The sequence below is a fragment of the Streptomyces sp. WAC03905 genome, from assembly GCF_057371075.1.
In genome coordinates, this window is record NZ_JBXYDZ010000003.1 from 297,866 (window position 1) to 315,227 (window position 17,362).

15 protein-coding genes are annotated in these 17,362 nt (G+C 74.7%); 7 read left to right on the forward strand and 8 right to left on the reverse strand.

Annotated elements, in window-relative coordinates; genetic code table 11:
- Positions 1-87 precede the first annotated feature (87 nt).
- The 4 genes from AC2RP6_RS04270 to AC2RP6_RS04285 all read right to left on the reverse strand — a co-directional run bounded on the left by AC2RP6_RS04270 (position 88) and on the right by AC2RP6_RS04285 (position 5,645).
- The gene (locus tag AC2RP6_RS04270) at positions 88-1,881 is read right to left on the reverse strand and encodes an ABC transporter permease/substrate binding protein (protein WP_486444899.1); all 1,794 of its coding nucleotides are present in this window, start codon (positions 1,879-1,881) and stop codon (positions 88-90) included.
- Positions 1,881-2,942 carry a quaternary amine ABC transporter ATP-binding protein gene (locus tag AC2RP6_RS04275; protein ID WP_486450222.1) on the reverse strand — a complete coding sequence of 354 codons (1,062 nt, stop codon included), beginning with the start codon at positions 2,940-2,942 and terminating at the stop codon, positions 1,881-1,883. Before AC2RP6_RS04275 ends, AC2RP6_RS04270 begins: the two co-directional genes overlap by 1 nt.
- 218 nt (positions 2,943-3,160) lie before the next feature.
- On the reverse strand, positions 3,161-3,943 hold the full coding sequence (locus AC2RP6_RS04280) for a GntR family transcriptional regulator (protein WP_486444900.1): 783 nt from the start codon (positions 3,941-3,943) through the stop codon (positions 3,161-3,163).
- A gap of 136 nt (positions 3,944-4,079) precedes the next feature.
- Positions 4,080-5,645, reverse strand: a complete 1,566-nt coding sequence (locus tag AC2RP6_RS04285; protein WP_486444901.1) for an IucA/IucC family protein — start codon at positions 5,643-5,645, stop codon at positions 4,080-4,082.
- 107 nt (positions 5,646-5,752) lie between these two features.
- On the opposite strand from AC2RP6_RS04285, the gene AC2RP6_RS04290 reads away from it, so the two are divergent.
- From AC2RP6_RS04290 to AC2RP6_RS04300, 3 genes are all read left to right on the forward strand, one after another.
- Entirely contained in the window at positions 5,753-7,267 is a 1,515-nt protein-coding gene (locus tag AC2RP6_RS04290; RefSeq protein ID WP_486444902.1) for an IucA/IucC family protein, read from the forward strand.
- Positions 7,268-7,300: 33 nt separating this feature from the next.
- A complete protein-coding gene (locus tag AC2RP6_RS04295; RefSeq protein ID WP_486444903.1) occupies positions 7,301-7,954 on the forward strand; it encodes a class I SAM-dependent methyltransferase in 654 nt (217 codons plus the stop codon).
- A 692-nt stretch (positions 7,955-8,646) separates the two neighbouring features.
- On the forward strand, positions 8,647-9,036 hold the full coding sequence (locus AC2RP6_RS04300; protein WP_486444904.1) for a VOC family protein: 390 nt from the start codon (positions 8,647-8,649) through the stop codon (positions 9,034-9,036).
- A gap of 169 nt (positions 9,037-9,205) precedes the next feature.
- On the opposite strand, the gene AC2RP6_RS04305 is transcribed toward AC2RP6_RS04300, so the two are convergent.
- Both AC2RP6_RS04305 and AC2RP6_RS04310 read right to left on the reverse strand, forming a co-directional pair.
- Positions 9,206-9,469 carry a hypothetical protein gene (locus AC2RP6_RS04305; protein WP_486444905.1) on the reverse strand — a complete coding sequence of 88 codons (264 nt, stop codon included), beginning with the start codon at positions 9,467-9,469 and terminating at the stop codon, positions 9,206-9,208.
- Between the two features lie 223 nt (positions 9,470-9,692).
- Positions 9,693-10,892 (reverse strand): cytochrome P450 family protein, encoded by a 1,200-nt coding sequence (locus AC2RP6_RS04310; RefSeq protein ID WP_486444906.1) that lies wholly within the window; start codon positions 10,890-10,892, stop codon positions 9,693-9,695.
- 182 nt (positions 10,893-11,074) lie between these two features.
- On the opposite strand from AC2RP6_RS04310, the gene AC2RP6_RS04315 reads away from it, so the two are divergent.
- Complete coding sequence (locus tag AC2RP6_RS04315) at positions 11,075-12,607, forward strand: FAD-binding oxidoreductase (RefSeq protein WP_486444907.1); 1,533 nt, start codon at positions 11,075-11,077, stop codon at positions 12,605-12,607.
- Positions 12,608-12,619: 12 nt separating this feature from the next.
- Positions 12,620-13,780, forward strand: coding sequence for a S1 family serine peptidase (locus AC2RP6_RS04320; RefSeq protein WP_486444908.1), 1,161 nt, complete (start codon positions 12,620-12,622; stop codon positions 13,778-13,780).
- Here the strand turns inward: AC2RP6_RS04320 and AC2RP6_RS04325 are convergent.
- Together AC2RP6_RS04325 and AC2RP6_RS04330 are read right to left on the reverse strand one after the other, a co-directional pair.
- Positions 13,734-14,126, reverse strand: coding sequence for a hypothetical protein (locus tag AC2RP6_RS04325; RefSeq protein ID WP_486444909.1), 393 nt, complete (start codon positions 14,124-14,126; stop codon positions 13,734-13,736). The genes AC2RP6_RS04320 and AC2RP6_RS04325 overlap by 47 nt on opposite strands.
- A gap of 79 nt (positions 14,127-14,205) precedes the next feature.
- Positions 14,206-15,153 (reverse strand): AEC family transporter, encoded by a 948-nt coding sequence (locus AC2RP6_RS04330; protein ID WP_486444910.1) that lies wholly within the window; start codon positions 15,151-15,153, stop codon positions 14,206-14,208.
- A gap of 83 nt (positions 15,154-15,236) precedes the next feature.
- On the opposite strand from AC2RP6_RS04330, the gene AC2RP6_RS04335 reads away from it, so the two are divergent.
- Both AC2RP6_RS04335 and AC2RP6_RS04340 read left to right on the forward strand, forming a co-directional pair.
- Positions 15,237-16,676, forward strand: a complete 1,440-nt coding sequence (locus AC2RP6_RS04335) for a sensor histidine kinase (RefSeq protein ID WP_486444911.1) — start codon at positions 15,237-15,239, stop codon at positions 16,674-16,676.
- Complete coding sequence (locus tag AC2RP6_RS04340) at positions 16,673-17,353, forward strand: response regulator (protein ID WP_486444912.1); 681 nt, start codon at positions 16,673-16,675, stop codon at positions 17,351-17,353. The genes AC2RP6_RS04335 and AC2RP6_RS04340 overlap by 4 nt, the downstream gene beginning before the upstream one ends.
- Positions 17,354-17,362: the final 9 nt, after the last annotated feature.

Sequence of the window (17,362 nt, forward strand, 5' to 3'; positions counted from 1 at the left end):
GGGCGCCGGGCGCGCGGGTCCCCGTACGGGGTCCGCGGGCCCGGCGCCTGCGGCGCTTCGCTGCGCCTTTCCTGCGTGTGCCGCGCGTCAGGACAGCGCGGCGACCTCGGGGTGGTCCTTCAGCCAGGCGCGGACGGCCTGCTGCTCCTTGCCCTTGCCGGTCTGCTGGATCTTCGCCTCCAGGCCGGTGAGCTGCTCCTCGGTGAGTTTGAAGGAGCGCAGCCAGGCGGCCACTTCGGGCTCGTCGGCGGCGAAGCCCTTGCGGGCGAGGGTGTGGATGCCGTCCCCCTTGCCCCAGACGCCCTTGGGGTCCTCCAGCTTGGTCAGCTCGTACGAGGAGTACGCCCAGTGCGGCGACCACAGGACGGTGACCACCGGCTCCTTCTTGTCGTAGGCGCGCTTGAGCTCGGCGAGCATGCCGGGGGTGGAGCCGTCGACGACCTGGTACTCGCCCTCCAGCCCGTACTCCTTCATGACCTTGTCCTTCAGCAGGGCCATGGCGCCGGCGCTCGGCTCGATGCCGATGATGCGGCCCTTGAACTGCCCGGACTTGCCCTTGAGGTCGGCGAGGGAGCGGACGTCCTTCATGTAGGAGGGTACGGCGAGCTCGATGGAGGTCGGGCCGTACCAGGAGCCGAGGTCCTCCAGCTTGTTGCCGTACTTCTCCCAGTACTGGGCGTGGGTGACGGGCAGCCAGGCGTCGGTCTGGAAGTCGAGGCCGCCGCCGGCCAGGCCGGTGTAGAGCGCGCCGGCCTTCAGCTGGCGGCTGTCGACCTTGAAGCCGCGCCGTTCCAGGAGTTCCTTCCAGAGGTAGGTGGAGGCGATGCCCTCGTCCCACGGGATGTAGCCGATGGAGACGGTGCGGCCCTTGCCGATGTTGTCGGCGCCCTCCGCCCCCTCCTCGCGGCCGGAGCCGCCGAAGGTGTTCAGTCCGCCCGCGACCAGGGCCAGTACGACGGCTCCGGTGACGGCGTAGGCGGGCTGGGGGCGGTGGTTCCACAGGCGGGCGGCGCCGGTGGCGACCGACCGGGCCCGGGCCAGGGTGCGCCGGCCCAGCGGGGAGACCTGGCGGCCGAGGGCCCCGGTCATCCGGTCGAGGTACATGGCGAGGATGACGATGGAGAGGCCGGCCTCGAAGCCGAGGCCGATGTCGACGTTGCCGATGGCCCGGTAGACGGCGCCGCCGAGGCCGCCGCCGCCGACCATGCCGGCGATGACGACCATGGAGAGGCCGAGCATGATGACCTGGTTGATGCCCGCCATGAGGGTGGGAAGGGCCAGGGGCAGCTGGACGCGGACGAGGGTGTCGCGGGGGGTGGTGCCGAACGCCTCGGCGGCCTCGACCAGTTCGGCGTCGACCTGGCGGATGCCGAGTTCGGTCATGCGTACGCCCGGCGGCAGCGAGAAGACGATGGTGGCGATGATGCCGGGCACCACGCCGACCCCGAAGAAGATGATGCCGGGGATCAGGTAGACCATGGCCGGCATCGTCTGCATGAAGTCGAGGACCGGTTTCATCACGGCGCTGACCCGGTCGGAGCGGGCCGCCCAGATGCCGAGGGGGATCGCGATGACCAGGGTGACCAGCGTGGCGACCAGGACCAGGGACAGCGTGGACATGGCGTCGGGCCAGAGGCCGACGGAGTCGACGAGTGCGAAACCGGCGAAGGCCAGCAGCCCGGCGAGCAGTCCGCGCAGCCACCAGGCGGCGATGGCGAGGATGCCCGCGAACAGCAGCGGGGCGGGCGCCGAGAGGACGGCGACGAGGCCGTCGTAGAGGCCGGTGACGAGGGCGCTGATGGCGTCGAACAGCCAGGACAGGTGGCTCTGGAGGAAGTCGACTCCGCTGTCGACCCAGGCGCCGAGGGGCAGGCGGGGCATCAGGCGGCCACCTCCGCGCAGCGGACCGGGGCGCGCTGCTCGTCGCCGATGAAGGCGACGAGGCGGTCCTGGGGTACGGAGCCGACGACGGCGCCGTCGGTGCCGGTGACGGTGACCGGGTGGGGGACGCGTGCGCTGACGGCGCACAGGTCGGCGAGCGGGGTGTCGGCGGTGACGGTGGGGCAGCCGCAGGAGTCCGCGCCGGGGCGGTGCGGGCGGGTCGTCGTCATCACCGCGTCGGCGGTCAGGACGCGGGAGCGGTCGACGTCCTGGACGAAGGAGGCGACGTAGTCGTCGGCGGGGCGGGTGAGGATGTCCTCGGCGGTGCCCTGCTGGACGACGCGGCCGTCGCGCATGACGGCGATGCCGTCGCCGAGGCGCATGGCCTCGTTGAGGTCGTGGGTGATGAAGACGATGGTCTTCTTCAGGGTGCGCTGGAGTTCGAGGAGCTGGTCCTGCATGTCGCGGCGGATCAGCGGGTCCAGCGCGCTGAAGGACTCGTCCATCAGCAGGAGATCGGCGTCGGTGGCCAGGGCCCGGGCGAGGCCGACCCGCTGCTGCATGCCGCCGGAGAGCTCGTCGGGCCAGGCCATCTCCCAGCCTTCGAGGCCGCACAGAGCGAGGGCCTCCGCGGCCCGGCGCTCGCGGTCGGCGCGGGGCACGCCCTGCACCTCCAGCCCGTAGCCGGCGTTCTCCAGAACGTTCCGGTGCGGGAAGAGTGCGAAGTGCTGGAAGACCATGGATATCTTCGTGGACCGTACGCGGCGCAGCTCGCGCGGGCTGAGCGCGGTGAGGTCCTGGCCGTCGAAGAGGATGCGTCCCGCGGTCGGCTCGAGCAGTCCGTTCAGCATGCGCAGCAGCGTGGACTTGCCGGATCCCGACAGGCCCATCACGACGAAGATCTGGCCGGGCTCGACGTCGAAGGAGACGTCGATGACCGCGGCCGTGGCTCCGTCGGCGCGCAGTTCGCTGCGGTCGCCGCCGCCTTCGAGGGCGCGCACGGCGTCGTCGGGCCGGTTGCCGAACACTTTGTAGACGTGCTCGGCCTGGAGCGTGGACACATACACCTCACGGGTCGTACCGGTAACGGCTCGCGCGGATCGGTCCGGCGCGGCCGTGGAGCGGGACGGGATCCGCCCGCATGCGCGTCGCCCCCCGGCGCACCGCACCGGAGGGCGAGGCTCCGCTCCAGCTGTGCCGATGCCCGACATTCACTGCGGCAAACGCATACGTGATCCACCTCACGTGCGGGGCGTACGAGGGCGGTTGGAGGGAGGGCTCAGACCACGCGGAAGCCGGCGGTGGCGGAGTGACGGCGGTCACGATGGATCGTCAGGTGGTCCCAGGTGGGGAAGGCCAGGTCGGTCACGGCCAGGAGCACGCCGGAGGGGGTGTGCACGGTGCGCCGCACGCTCAGCCCGCAGACCGGAGCGGAAGCGGGCGAGTCGGACGGTGGGGTGGTGCGGGTCATGGTGATGGTCTCGGCGACGCGGCCGCCCGCCGCGGCCCGCTCCAGCCAGCCCCGCAGGGGGGCCAGGTCCTGGTCGCGGGCGTACCCGGCGCGGCCGCGGCAGGCGGCCAGCTCGGGGCTGCGCGCGACGACGTCGGGGCTGAAGTAGGTGACGGCGTGCCGGAGCGTCTCCCCGGTCCGGCCCCGTTCGCGGTGGTGGTGGACCAGGGTGCGGTCCCCGCCCGACATGCCGAGGAGCACGGCGAGCGAGGGCGGGACGGTGACCACCGTCACCCAGCTCCGGGTGAGGGCCGGGGCGGGGGGCGCGGGCGCGAAGGACACCGGGCCGGCCGCGGCGGCGAGGACCTCGGCCGAGACGGCGGGGCGCGAGCCCCGGCGCCCGGTCACGACGAGACCGTCCTCGCGCAGGTACTGGAGGGCGGCCCTGATGGTCTGCCGGTTGACCTGGTACCGGGCGGCCAGGCTGCGCTCGGAGGGCAGCCTGCCGCCGGGGGTGTGCGCGGCGCGGTCGAGATCGCTGCGCAGGGCTGCGGCGATCCGCTGGTACTTGGGCGTGGCGGCCGGGCCGCCGCCCCGCGAGGGGGAGGGCATGGCTTCTCCTCTGACGGGTGGTCAAGGACTGCGCGGTGCCCGACCAACCTAGCAGTGGTCTATACCTTTGGGTGAGGGGGTGGCATGGTACGCCGCCCACCTTGGCCGGTTCCCGATCCCCGTCGCGAGACACTGCCTACGGGCGCAGCGGGTTGGGCAGGGGGAGGTAGCGGGCGTCGGCTCCGTCGGCCCGCGTCCAGCGCAGCAGCAGGTTGGTCTTCGCGGGCAGCGCGGGCGCGGCGAGGAGCGCGGCGATCTCGGGGAGCCCGCGCAGGGAGTCGTAGCGGAGCAACTCCTCCCGTACCGCGGGCCAGAGGAGCGGGGAGATGTCCGGATACCGATCGGCCAGCGCATCCGCGATCTCCGACAGGTTGTTGACCACGAGGCAGTACACCAGGCGCTGCCAGGCGTCCGCGCGCGGCAGGTCCGCCAGCAGCTTGACGCCCTCCGCGTCCCGGAAGAGGGCCTGCACGGGCAGGCCCGACGCGTCGACCGCGACCAGGGTGTTCTGGAGGTGGGCCTCCAGAACGACGCCGTGCCGGGCGAACAGTTCGAGCACCGGCGGCACGACCTGGCGCAGGTACGCCCGCCACCACGCGACGGGGTCGGCCGCGCCGGCCGGCGGGCTCCCCGGGAATCCCTCGGCGAGCGCGGCCGCCAGCAGGGGCGTGGCCCCGGGCACGGTGTGGCCGCGCAGGCCGTCACGGACCAGGACGGCGAGTTCCTCGAAGGCGAAGGAGGCGGTGCGGTAGCCGCGGTCGGCGAGCCAGGCCGCGTTCGAGCCGGTCCGGCGCAGTGCCGCGAAACCGGCCTCGACGGCGGCGTCGGTGCGGCGCAGCTTCAGCAGGTCGTGCCGCCACAGCCGGCGCACGTCGTTGGTGATCCGCACGTCGAGGCTGAACTTCACGAAGAGGTCGGCCGCCGGATCCGGAACGTGGAGCGTGCGGATGGACGCGGTGGGCCAGGCCGGGCGGCGGCTCTCGCCGAGCCGCAGCAGCCGCCCGTCGGCGAAGGCCTCGCGCACGGCGGGGCGGTCGTCGACCAGGCCGAGCTGCCAGGGGTGGGCGGGCAGCAGCCGGTAGCCGGCGGGGGCGGCCGGACCGTCCAGCAGGTCGGCGAGGGAGTCGACGGCCTCGGAGGCGGCCCGTCCGCCCTCCTCGACGCAGCTGTCCTCGCGCAGCCCCAGGAAGACCAGCGGGAACCGGGCGTGCGCCTCGGGCGCGTAGGGCAGCCAGCTCCCGGCCGGCGCCCCGCCGCGCGCCTTGGGGGCGGGGTGGTGGGGGTGGCCCGTCACCAGGGACTGCTCGGAGAGCACGTACGGGTCCGCCGGGGGCTCGGCGGCGGCGCGGGCGGCGAGCAGCGCGACGACTGCGTCGCGGCTGTCGGCGATCTCGACCGGCAGTTCGTCGTTGGTCACACCGGTGAACCGGCCGAGCTCGTCGGAGACGAGTTTGACCAGTTCGGTGTGGCTGAGCGGGTGCCAGCCGTCGGCCTTGCGCAGTTCGGGGCGTACGGGACGGCGGCCGCCGCGCACGCGGAGCAGTCGCCCGCTGCCGCGCAGCCGGTGCACGGCCGCCCCGTCGGGCCCGGGCCCGGCCGGATCCACGGGCTCGGCGGCCTCCCGGAGCAGGCAGTTCAGGAGCGGAGCGGCGGCGTAGGCGTCGGCGGCGGCGTTGAGGTCCACTGGTTCCATTCGGTCCATCCGGTGGGCCGGTGGCCCGCGAAGCGGAACCACCGGCCATGATCGTCGGTATCCGCAATGATTACTTGATCATCCCGTGAAGCGACATTCCGAAGGCGGAGCCCAGCATGCCCATTCCCTCCTCCGCGGCCGAAGAAGCCGTCGCCACCGAACTGGCCACCGTACGGCCCGCACTGCGACCCGCGTACGCAGCCGCGCTGAGCGGCGCCCGGGCGGCCGTGCTCACCCGGCTGTGGCGGGCCCTGGCCTTCGAGCCCCTGCCGTGGGTCGTGGGCCGGGAGGAGGGCCCGGACGGGCTCACGCTGCTGCTGACGGGGGGCCACCGGCTGGAGGGTCCGCCGCCGGACCCGTACTCCACCCGGCCGTACGTGAACGAGCTGCTGCTCGACGGCAGGCCCCACCGCCGGGCCGGGCAGCTCGTCAGGGCGCTCGGTGTCCCCCACGGGGAGGACTTCGCCGCCGAGCTGGACGGGAGTACGGCCTCCCTCGCGCTCTCCCGCGCCGGGCAGCCGCCCGCCGGGGAGGACGCTGCGGCGCGGACGACCTGGGAGTGGGAGCAGCGGGTGGTCGACGGCCATCCCTACCACCCCAACTGCCGTTCCCGGCCCGGTTTCTCGGTCGCCGAGCAGCTGGCGTACGCGCCCGAGCACCGGCCCGTGGTCGAGCTCGGGCTGGTTCCGGTACGAGCCGAGGAGTGCCTGGTCACCGGGGACTGGCCGGCGTGGCTGCGGGACGGCGGGCGGATCCTGGTCCCGGTGCACCCGTGGCAGGCGGCGCACGTCCTCAAGCACGAGCGGGTGCGCTCCGGGTTCGCCGCGCATCCGCTGATGGCCCTGCGGACGCTGGCGCCCGCGGACGGCGGCCCGCACGTGAAAACCGCGCTGAGCGCCCGGCTGACGTCCTCGGTCCGGGACATCTCGGTCTACTCCATCGAGACGGGGGCGGCCGTGTCCGCCTTCGCCGAGGACCTGGCGGAGCGGCTCGACGGGCGGTTGCACATCACCCGCACCCTGGGGGCGGCGACCGCGAACAGCCCCGATCTCGCTGCCGTGCTGCGCGAGCCGCCGGAGGCGTACGCGGACACGGCCGCCGGTGAGCGGGTGCTGCCGGTGGCGGCCCTGGCCGGGTACCCGCCGGCCCGTTCGGCGACCTGGCGGGCGCGGTTCGCCCGGCTCGCCCTGTCGGTGTGCCTGCGGGTGCTGGAGCTGGGGGTGGCCCTGGAGGCGCACGGGCAGAACCTCCTCGTCGTCGTCTCCCCCGACGGCGAGCCCCTGCGGCTGGTCTACCGCGACCTGGCCGACATCCGGATCAGCCCGGCCCGGCTGCGGGCGCACGGGCTGCCGGTGCCGCAGCTCACGGGCAGGCTGGTCACGGACGACGTGGCCGTCCTGCGCCGCAAGCTCTTCGGCTCCCTGCTGACGGGTGCCCTCGGTGCGACGGCGGGCTCGGCCGGGGCCTTCGCGGAGGCGCTCGCGGAGGCGGTGGCCGTGCCGGCCACCGCCGACACCGCGGCGCTGCTGACGGGCCGGCTGCCGACGAAGGCGCTCACCCTCATGCGGCTGAGCCCGGGGGTGCCCGGTGACCAGTGGGCGGAACTGCCCAATCCGCTCACCGGAGGATGATCCGGGGCGCCGGGCGGGCTACTGTTCAGGGGCATGACAGCTTCCTCGCACCTGGCCTCCGTACGGGCGTTCTACGATGCCGTCGCCGTCGACTACGCGCGGCTGGTGGGCACGGAACTGGCCGGGAGGCCGCTGGACCGGGCCATGCTGGCCGCCTTCGCCGAGTGCGTGGGCGGGGACGGGGGAGGCGCCGGGCGCGCGGTCGCCGACCTGGGCTGCGGTCCGGGCCGGGTGACGGCGCACCTGGACGGGCTGGGCGTACGGGCCTTCGGCGTGGACCTGTCCCCCGCGATGGTGGCGGTGGCCCGCCGGTCGTATCCGGGGCTGCGCTTCGAGGTGGGGTCGATGTCCGCGCTGGACGTGGCCGACGGGGTGCTGGGCGGGGTCGTCGCCTGGTACTCCACCCTGCACACGCCGCCCGGGGAGCTGCCGGCGGTGTTCGCGGAGTTCGCGCGCGTGCTGGCCCCGGGCGGACACGCCCTGGTCGCCTTCGGGGCGGGCGAGGGGCGGGTCCGGCCGGAGCACGCGTACGGGCACCCCGTCGACCTGGACGTCTACCGGATGCCGCCCGACCGGGTCGCCGCCCTGCTGGCCGGGGCCGGGCTGACCGAGGTGGCCCGGCTGCTCCGCGAACCGGCTCCCCGGGAGGACGGGCCGCAGGGCTTCGTGCTGGCCCGCAAGGACTGACGGTGGCGCGGGGCGATCGAGCCGGGCGGCGGACAGGGCCGCGGCGAGGCCGAGGCGGGTGACCAGGGCGCCGGGGGTGTCCGGTGCGCGGGCCGGCAGCGGGGCCTGTGGGAGCGGCGGCACTCCCGTGCCGAGGCGGCCGACGCTGTCGACGGCGGCGGTCGTGGCGTCCCTCGACATGATCTGCGCCTCCCGGTACAGCCGGTGGAAGTGGAACTCGTGGAGGTCGGCCTGGGTGACGCGGATGCGCCGCGGGACGTGGAGCACCACGCAGTGGTGGAAGCCGGCCGCCACCGGGGCGCCGAGGCGGACGAGGCCCGCGTGTCCCGCCGCGACGAGCCCCGCATTCGGGGCCTGGGGGGCGGCCTGTCGATCATGACGGGCCCGCGTGCCCCGGCGCCGCCCCTCGCCGCGTTGTCCTGGGTCGGCGGCACTCCGCGTCGCCTGCCTCCTCGACTCGCGAAGCACGACACCGGACCCCGCTCGCTCCCTGAGCCGGCTCGATCGACAGGACACCCCCTCGCGGCTGCCCGCGCGGCGACGTCGTGGAGGTCCCGGTGACGTCGAGCCCGGGGGTCGTGCGCGTGGGCGACCAACGTGTCGACGGGGTCCGCCATGGATCTCCTCGGCCCTCGGCAACTCCCGCCGCGGCGGGGGCGGTCCGAGGCGGGCCGGCGCATAGACTGGCCCGCATGGCATGCCGCATCAGTGAGCTGGTCCTGGACTGTGCCGAGCCGGAACGGCTCGCCGTGTTCTGGAGCGAGGTCCTCGGCTACGTCGAACTCGGCCGCGAGGACGACGGCAGCATCGAGATCGGCCCGCCGGACGCCGGCTTCGGCGGCCCGCAGCCCACGCTGGTCCTCAGCCCCAGCAGCACCCCGCGCAGCGGCAAGCTCCCGCTGCACATCGACGTCAACGCCACCGACCGCGACCAGCCGGCCGAACTGGAACGCCTGCTCGCCCTCGGCGCCCGCCCCGTCGACATCGGCCAGGACGGCACGGAGAACTGGCACGTCCTGGCCGACCCGGAAGGCAACGAATTCTGCCTCCTCCACCGCCGCTTGAGCCCCCTGTCCCCCTGAGCCCACTGTCCGGCGGCGGCAGGTCAGAAACCGGACGCCGCCCGGGTGGAGCGGCTGGGCCGCAGGTCCATCCGCTCCACCACGTCGTGCCCGCCCTCTCCCACCGAGCGCGGGCCGGCGCCCGGCGGCCGGGCCGCGTGGGCCAGTGCCCAGCACGGACGGGTTGGCCTCAGCGCAGGACGTTGGCCCAGTGGGACAGCACCGACGGAAGCTCGTTGGCATCCACCCAGGCGCGGAAGAGCTGGCTGCTCTCCGCCCGTTGTTCGGGAGTGCCCGTGTACACGGCGACGATGGCACGGTCGTGCATCAGCGCGTCGCCCCTCTGTCCGTTCAGCTCCTTCCACACACTGACGTACCCCTGGGGGTACGTCAGTGGTCCGATCTCGTACACGTCTTCGACCTCGGGGGCCCCAGGATCTCCGTTTATGTTCATGAACACGGAGCCTATGACCACGCCGCGCGCTGCGGGCCGAGATGCGCAACCCGCCCGGTCCTGAAGGCGGGAAACGGCGCCACGGCGGGGCGAGCCCCTTGCTTTCGCCGATCCTCGCCGACGGAGGCAATCTCCCGTGCCCGGCGGAGGGCTCGCCGCAAGGGCGGCCGACGAAGGGGCGGCGTGCTGTCGCGGGCGGCTCCGGTTCGTCGGGCAGGGGTGATCACCAGCGGAGCGGGAGGCGGGTCACGCCGCGCATCAGGGTGCCCGGGAGCCAGTCGGGCGGGCCCGCGTCCGGGTCCTCGGCCAGACCGGGGAAACGTTCCAGCAGTGAGCGGATCGCGATCCGCCCCTCCATACGGGCGAGCGGCGCGCCGAGGCAGTAGTGGATGCCGTGGCCGAAGGCCAGGTGGCCCGGGCCGGTGCGGTGGATGTCGAACGCGTCGGGGCCGGGCCCCGGCCCGCCGAACCGGGCCGGATCCCGGTCGGCCGCGGCCAGGGCGACCATGACGGACGAGCCGGTCGCGATCCGCTCCCCGCCCAGCTCCAGATCGGCGTCGGCGAAGCGGTACGTGGCGTGCTGCACCGGCCCGTCGTAGCGCAGCATCTCCTCCACCGCGCCGTCGATGAGCCCGTCGGGGTCGGCACGCAGCGCGGCAAGCTGCTCCGGGTGCGCGAGCAACGCCCGTACCCCGTTGCCGATGAGGTGGACGGTGGTCTCGTGGCCCGCGACCAGCAGCAGGAAGGCCATGCCGATCAGTTCGTCCGGGGAGAGCCGGTCGCCGTCCTCCTCCCGGGTCCGGATCAGGGCGCTGAGCAGGTCGTCGCCCGGTTCGAGGGCCTTGGCCGCGACGAGTTCGGCGAGGTACGCGGTCATCTCGTCCAGCACCCGGGGGTCCGCGCCGACGCCGTCGAGCGGGGCGACGATCTCGCCCGACCAGTAGCGGAAGCGGGCCCGGTCCAGGTGGGGAACGCCCAGCAGTTCGCAGATCAGCGTCATCGGCAGCGGCACGGCGAAGGACCCGATGAGGTCGCCCCGGCGCTCGGGCACGGCGTCCATCGCGTCCAGCAGCCCGTCGGTGATCTGCTGGACGCGGGGCCGCAGCGACTCGACCCGGCGGGAGGTGAACTCCCGGGCCACCAGGCGCCGCAGCCGGGTGTGGTGCGGCGGATCGGCGTCCAGCATGTTGGTGGCGACGGCAGGCGCCCGCGTGACCTCGGACAGTTCCGACCCCAGCCAGTTCTTGGACAGGGCCGGGTGGCTGAGCGCCTCTCTGGCCTCCTGGTGGCCGACGACCAGCCAGGCCCGTTCGCCGCCGAGCACCAGCCGGTGGACGGGGCCGGCGGCGCGCAGCGTCTCGTAGAAGGGGTACGGATCGGCGTTGAACTCTTCTGCGTGCGCGGTGAGGTCCACAAGGCTCATGGGGGCAGCGTACGGCGGCCGTTCGGGGTCCGAGGGGCGGTCGGGGAGCACGGGATCCATGCCGCCCGGTCCGTTGATAGCAGGAGTCGAACCGTTTCGGCGCTGAGCCGTTCGGGGGTCAACGCGGTACGCGTGGGACCCGCCTGCACGGGGATCGGGACGGACGGTGGCAGGAAGGAGGTATGAGCCTCCATCGGCGTCAGGTCCTCGGCGGTGCGGCCGCGGCCGTCCTCGCCACCGTCGGCGCGGCGGCCGGGGGTCCGGACTACGGCGCGCTGGCCCGCGGGATCGACGGGCGGCTGGTGCTTCCCGGGGACCGTGACTACCCGGAGGCCAGGCGGCTGTTCCAGCCGCGCTACGACACCGTCGCACCGGCCGCAGTCGCCTACCCCGCGCACGCCGGGGACGTCGCCGTCTGCCTGGACTTCGCCCGCCGCGCGGCGGTCCCGGTGGTGCCCCGCGGCGGCGGGCACAGCTACGCCGGCTGGTCCACCCGGACCGGCGCCCTGGTCGTCGACGCCGGAGCGATGGCCGCGGTGACGGTGGAGGGGGACGGCGTACGGATCGGCGCGGGCGCCCGGCTCGGCGACGTGCACACGATCCTCGCCGGGCGGGGCCGGTCCGTCCCGACGGGACTGTGCCCCTCCGTCGGCATCGCCGGGCTCACGCTGGGCGGCGGGCTCGGTCTGGCCTCGCGGGCGTACGGCACCACCTCTGACCGGCTGGCCGGAGCGCGGGTGGTCACCGCCGACGGGAGCGTCCGCGAGGTCGCGGCGGACCGGGATCCGGACCTCTTCTGGGCCCTGCGCGGCGGGGGCGGCGGCAACTTCGGCGTGGTGACCGAGTTCGCCTTCCGTACCCACCCGGTCGACGACTGCGCCTTCGCCGAACTCCACTGGCCCGACGGCGGTTCCGCGGCCGTACTGCGCGGCTGGCAGCGCTGGCTGGCCGCGCTGCCGGACCCGTTCTGGAGCCAGGTGGAGTTCACCGTCGAGGCCGGCACCGGATCCGGGCCGGGAGCCGGGGCCGCCGCGGTGCCCTCCGTGCGCGTGGTGTGCCTGGACGGGCGCCAGGAGCTGGAGCGGCAGTTGACGCGGCTGTCCGATCTGGTCGGCGCGGCGCCACGGGACAGCTGGGTCGTCGTCCGCAGCCACGGGGACACCGTGCGGGCCATGTCGGGCTGCCTGGACCTGAGCGCGGCGGAGTGCCGGCTGCCGGGCCTGCTGCCCGGCCGGGACCCGCGGGGGCGCCTCGGCAGGAACTCCTACGCCGCCCGCTCCGACTTCTGGGCGGACGCCGGCCTGCCGGACGAGGCGATCGGCACGGTCCTGGACGCCGTCCGGCGGTACGCGGCCGGCGCCCCTCGCGGCGGCCTCGCCGTGGTGCAGTTCGACGGGGTCTGCGGCGGCGCGGTGAACCGGGTCCCGGCCGGCGACACCGCCTTCGCGCACCGGGACAGCGCCTTCCTCGCCCAGTACCTCGTCCACTGGCCCGACACCGCGCCGACCGCCGACGCGGCCCGGCACGAGGCCTGGCTCGACGGGCTGTGGCAGGGCCTGCGCCCGTGGGCGAGCGGCCGGGCGTACCAGAACTACATCGACCCGAAGCTCAGCGGCTGGCGCGAGGCCTACTACGGCCCGAACCTCGCCCGGCTGGAGGAGGTCCGGCGTACCTACGACCCGGACCGGCTCTTCCGTTTCCCCCAGGCCGTTTAGGGAGTGTCCGGCATGCGACGTACGTTGACGGTGGCCGCGGCGGCGGCCGCCCTGCTGGTGTCCGCGGGGCCGTTGCCCGCGGCGGGGGCGGGGAGCGCCGCGGCCGCACCGGCGGCGGTGGGCCGCTGGGGCGTGCACGACGCGGAGTCCTTCTGGACGCCGGAGCGGATGGCGTCGGCCCGTCCGCTGCCGCCGGGTCCCCCGGAGCCGGGTGCGGCACCGCAGGCCCCCGCCGGCCCGGTGGAGATCGCGCCGGACCCGCCGGTGGAGTGGCCGGCGCCGGACCCGGGGGCGCTGCCGTCGCCGTCGGCCGCGACGCCCGTCGTGCCCCCGGCCGGGCCCGTACCCGCGCCGACACCGACACCGACACCGACACCGACACCGACACCGAGCATCCTGCCGGCGCCCGCGCCCGTACGTCCGGCACTGCCCCGGATCCCGGCCGCCGGCCCCGGCGTCGGACAGGACTTCGGCGGCCTCCCGGTCGTCGGCCGGATGTTCCTCGTCAAGGGCAGCGGCTCGTACTTCTGCACCGCGAGCGTGGTCGCCTCCCCCGGCCGCAACCTGATCATCAGCGCCGCCCACTGCCTGCTCGGCGCCGACACCCAGCAGGTGGCCTTCGTACCGCAGTACACCCGGGCCAAGCCCCGGCCGTTCGGGATGTTCCCGGTGCTGCGGACGGCCGCCGGCCGCTCCAAGATCTGGATCGACCAGCGCTACCGCACCCAGGGCGTCAACCGCGCGGCCGCCCTCGACGTGGCGTTCGCCCAGGTGGGCCCCGGCGTGAAGGGGCTGCGGGTGCAGGACGTGGTCGGCGGCAACCGGCTGGTCACCGGCGCCGGTTACGCGCACGCCCGGGCCACGCTGATCGGGCACCCGTCCTCGGCCGCGCGGCCGCGCACGTGCGTCAACCGGACGACGAAGTACACCAGCACCGACTCCCGCATCCCGGGCTCTTTCCTGCGCATCGCCTGCACCGGCTACCCGGGCGGCACCAGCGGCGGCCCCTTCCTGCTGCGGCTCGACGGCCGCACCGGGACCGGCGACGTGGTCGGTGTGATCGGCGGCTGGAAGACGGGCGGGGACCGGTCCGACGTCTCGTACAGCTCCTACTTCGGCGCGGACATCAGGAAGTTGTACGAGAAGGCGGTTGCCGGGGCGAAGGCGCCGTAAGGGCCCGCACCCACCGGGTCCGGCGCGGATTGCCGACCGTACGCGGGACCGCCGGGAGGCCGTCGCCGGACAGCAGCTCGGCGGGCGCGAGGCCGAGGCGGCGGCGCAGGTCGGCCAGGGCCGCGTGGACGGGTGCGAGCACCACCTCGGCGCCCGGGGCCGCGGAGGCGAGGGCGTACGCCGTGGTCTCGATCGCCTCGGCGGCGTCCTCGGCCGCGGTCCGGCTCCACCCTCCGGGCGCCCCGGGCCCCCAGGGCGCGACGGTGTCGTAGAGGTGGCAGGCGGCGTCGGCCACGGCGTCGGCGCGTTCGCCGACGCCGGGCGCCGCGATGCTCGGCAGTTCCATACCGGCCCAACGAGCCGCCGGCGCCCGGGGCACGACCGCCTCGCCACCGCTCCCCACCGCCCGTACGAGCGGTGGGGGGTCAGGTGGCCAGGGTGTGGAGCCAGAGGGGCAGCAGGACCAGGGAGACGAGCGAGGTCTTGATCACGACGGAGGCGGAGAGGTCCACGCCCACGTCGTAGCGCTGGGCGAAGATGAACAGGTTCTGCGGGGTCGGCATCGCCGCTGTCAGGACGAGGTACGCCAGCCAGTCGCCCCGCACCCCGAACAGCGGCCCGCACACCGCCCACGCCAGCAGCGGGAACGCCAGGCATTTGAAGCCGATCAGGGCCAGCTCCTCGCGCGTCGTGCCCCGCAGCCGGAGGCCGACGCCGCCGAGGTGCAGACCGAGGGCGAACAGGGCGACCGGCGAGGCGCTGTTCCCGACGAAGGCGGCTCCGTCCAGGGCCACGGCCGGGACCCGCACCGACAGCAGGTTGAGCAGGATGCCCGCGTTGCAGGCGAGGACCAGCGGGGTGGCGAGCGAGGCACCGACGGCCCGCGACAGCCGGCGCCCCGGGCCGCCCTCGGCGGGGCCCGCGCTGCCCAGTTCCATCAGGGCGATGACGACCAGGGACAGCACGCACACCTGGAAGAGCAGGATCGGGAAGACGGGTGCGGCCGTCCCGAAGACGGTGATGAACACGGGGACGGCGAAGTAGGCGGTGTTCACCTGGACGCCGGCCATCACGCGCAGTGCCACGGCGCGGGGCTCCCGCCGGCCCCGGGCCACCGCCGCCACGGCCACGACCGCCACGGCGACCGCGGCGGCCGCCGCGTAGCCGCCTATCGCCCGCCAGTCGAAGAGGGCGGCGAGGTCGCTGGAGTAGATGTTGCCGAAGAGGTAGCAGGGCATCGCGAACAGGAAGGCGTAGTCGGAGAAGACCTTGGAGGCCTCGGCCGGCACCACCTTGCGGCGCGCGAGGAGGACTCCGCCGCCGAAGGCCAGCAGCACCGGAACCAGTTTCTCCAGCGCGGCCGCCCCGCCCATGCGAACATCTCCCCCATGATCGACTGCCGTGCAGCCTACCCCTGCGCCCGTCCGGGCCCGCCGGAGCATAGGCTGGTGCGATCATGAGCGACAAAGCCCCCCGACGGGCCGGAGGACGGACACCGGCCGGGGCCCCCGCCCGCCCGGCCGGGGCCCCCGCCCGCCCGGCCGGGGGCGGGGATCCCGGCGCCCTGGCGCAGCTCGCCGCGGCCCTGCGCACCCCGGCCGGGACGGCCCAGCCACTGTTCGCGCAGGCTCCCCGGGCCTGGCAGCGGGCACTCCCGTACGTCCTGGTCGCCACCTTCGTGGTCTCGCTGCTGCCGACGACGATCGCCGTGCTGACCGGCGACTACGGCATGGACGGCGGTTGGGCGGGCGCGCTCGGGGTGGCGCAGACCGTGCCCCTGCTCCTCGCGGTGACCCGGCCGCTGCCGGCCTGGCTCCTCGTCCTGCTCGCGGACACCCTCGGTGCGGTCCTGCTGACCCAGGCCGACAAGGTCGCCGGGCACTCCTGGCCGTGGACTCCCATGGCGGTCGTCGGCTACCTGGTGCTGATGGCCTGCCTCGGGCTGCGCGAGACCGTACGGACCCTGGTCGGGGTGTGGCTGGTGACCGGTGCGCTCGGCGCGGTGCTCGGCTTCTTCCAGCCCGCGGACACCATGAACACCGCCGCGCTGCTCTTCGTCCTCGGTGGAGTCGTGCTGGCCCTGACGGGCGCGCTGCGCGGTCTGGGCGACGCGCGCCAGCGGATCGCCGAACAGGAGAGCATCAGCGAGGCCGAGCGGTCGCGGCGCACCCTGCTGGAGGAACGCGCCCGCATCGCCCGTGAGTTGCACGACGTGGTGGCCCACCACATGTCGGTGATCACCGTGCAGGCCGACTCGGCGCCCTACCGGCTGCCGGGCATGCCGGAGCCGGTGCGGGAGGAGTTCGCGGCGATCGCGGCCGGCGCGCGGGAGTCCCTCGCCGAGATGCGGCGGCTGCTGACCGTGCTGCGGACCCCGGACGGTGCGGGTGGCACGGACGGCACCGGCGCCGGTGGCGGCGCCGACGGCGAGCGGACTCCGCAGCCGGGCATCGGCCGGCTCCAGCAGCTGGTGGAGGCGACCGTACGGGCGGGCCAGCCCGTGGAGCTGTCGCTCGCGGCCGGAGCGGCGCGGGCCGCGCCACCCGCGGTGGACCTGTCGGCGTACCGGATCGTGCAGGAGGCCCTCGCCAACGTGGTGCGGCACGCGCCGGGCGCGCCCACCCGGGTGTCGGTGACGGCCGACGAGGACGAGGTCCTCGTCCTCGTCGTCAACGGGCCGGCGACCCGGGACGCGGTGGTCGAACCGGACGGACCGGGCACCGGGCACGGTCTCGTGGGCATGCGGGAGCGCGTACGGTTGACCGGCGGGACGCTGGACACCGGGCCGCTGCCCGACGGGGGCTTCCGGGTCGCCGCGCGCCTGCCGTTGCGCGCCGGTGCCGGTACCGAGGCCACGGACGAGAACGGCAACGACACGAACGAGGAGCGCAGTTGACCATCCGCGTGGTCATCGTCGACGACCAGGCCATGGTGCGGGCGGGATTCGCCGCGCTGCTCTCGGCGCAGGCGGACATCGACGTGGTGGGCGAGGCGCCCGACGGGCGCCGGGGCGTGCAGGTGTCCCGCTCCACGCACCCCGACGTGGTGCTGATGGACGTACGGATGCCGGAGATGGACGGCCTGACGGCGGCGCGGGAGATCCTCGACCCGCCACCCGGGGTGGTGCACCGTCCGAGGGTGCTGATGCTGACCACCTTCGACATCGACGACTACGTGTACGAGGCGCTGCGCGCCGGGGCCTCCGGCTTCCTGCTCAAGGACGCCCCGCCGGCCGATCTGATCGCGGCGGTACGGGTCGTCGCGTCGGGCGAGGCGCTGCTGGCGCCGTCGGTGACGCGGCGGCTGATCGCGGACTTCGTGCAGCAGCGGCCGACGCCGCGCAAGGACCCGGCGCTCCGGCTGAACGGACTGACGCCGCGCGAGACCGAGGTACTGGAGCTGATCGCGCGCGGGCTGTCGAACCAGGAGATCGCCGGCCATCTGGTACTGGCGGAGCAGACGGTCAAGACGCACATCGGGCGGGTGCTGGCCAAGCTCGACCTGCGCGACCGCGCCCAGGCCGTGATCTTCGCCTACGAGGCGGGGCTGGTGCGCCCGGGCGACTCGGCCTGAGCCCACCGC

Coding starts and splice junctions, on each gene's coding strand:
- AC2RP6_RS04270 (WP_486444899.1), bottom strand. CDS start 1,881: ATGCCCCGCCTGCCCCTCGGCGCCTGGGTCGACAGCGGAGTCGACTTC.
- AC2RP6_RS04280 (WP_486444900.1), bottom strand. CDS start 3,943: ATGCCCTCCCCCTCGCGGGGCGGCGGCCCGGCCGCCACGCCCAAGTAC.
- AC2RP6_RS04285 (WP_486444901.1), bottom strand. CDS start 5,645: ATGGACCGAATGGAACCAGTGGACCTCAACGCCGCCGCCGACGCCTAC.
- AC2RP6_RS04290 (WP_486444902.1), top strand. CDS start 5,753: ATGCCCATTCCCTCCTCCGCGGCCGAAGAAGCCGTCGCCACCGAACTG.
- AC2RP6_RS04295 (WP_486444903.1), top strand. CDS start 7,301: ATGACAGCTTCCTCGCACCTGGCCTCCGTACGGGCGTTCTACGATGCC.
- AC2RP6_RS04300 (WP_486444904.1), top strand. CDS start 8,647: ATGGCATGCCGCATCAGTGAGCTGGTCCTGGACTGTGCCGAGCCGGAA.
- AC2RP6_RS04305 (WP_486444905.1), bottom strand. CDS start 9,469: ATGAACATAAACGGAGATCCTGGGGCCCCCGAGGTCGAAGACGTGTAC.
- AC2RP6_RS04310 (WP_486444906.1), bottom strand. CDS start 10,892: ATGAGCCTTGTGGACCTCACCGCGCACGCAGAAGAGTTCAACGCCGAT.
- AC2RP6_RS04315 (WP_486444907.1), top strand. CDS start 11,075: ATGAGCCTCCATCGGCGTCAGGTCCTCGGCGGTGCGGCCGCGGCCGTC.
- AC2RP6_RS04320 (WP_486444908.1), top strand. CDS start 12,620: ATGCGACGTACGTTGACGGTGGCCGCGGCGGCGGCCGCCCTGCTGGTG.
- AC2RP6_RS04325 (WP_486444909.1), bottom strand. CDS start 14,126: ATGGAACTGCCGAGCATCGCGGCGCCCGGCGTCGGCGAACGCGCCGAC.
- AC2RP6_RS04330 (WP_486444910.1), bottom strand. CDS start 15,153: ATGGGCGGGGCGGCCGCGCTGGAGAAACTGGTTCCGGTGCTGCTGGCC.
- AC2RP6_RS04335 (WP_486444911.1), top strand. CDS start 15,237: ATGAGCGACAAAGCCCCCCGACGGGCCGGAGGACGGACACCGGCCGGG.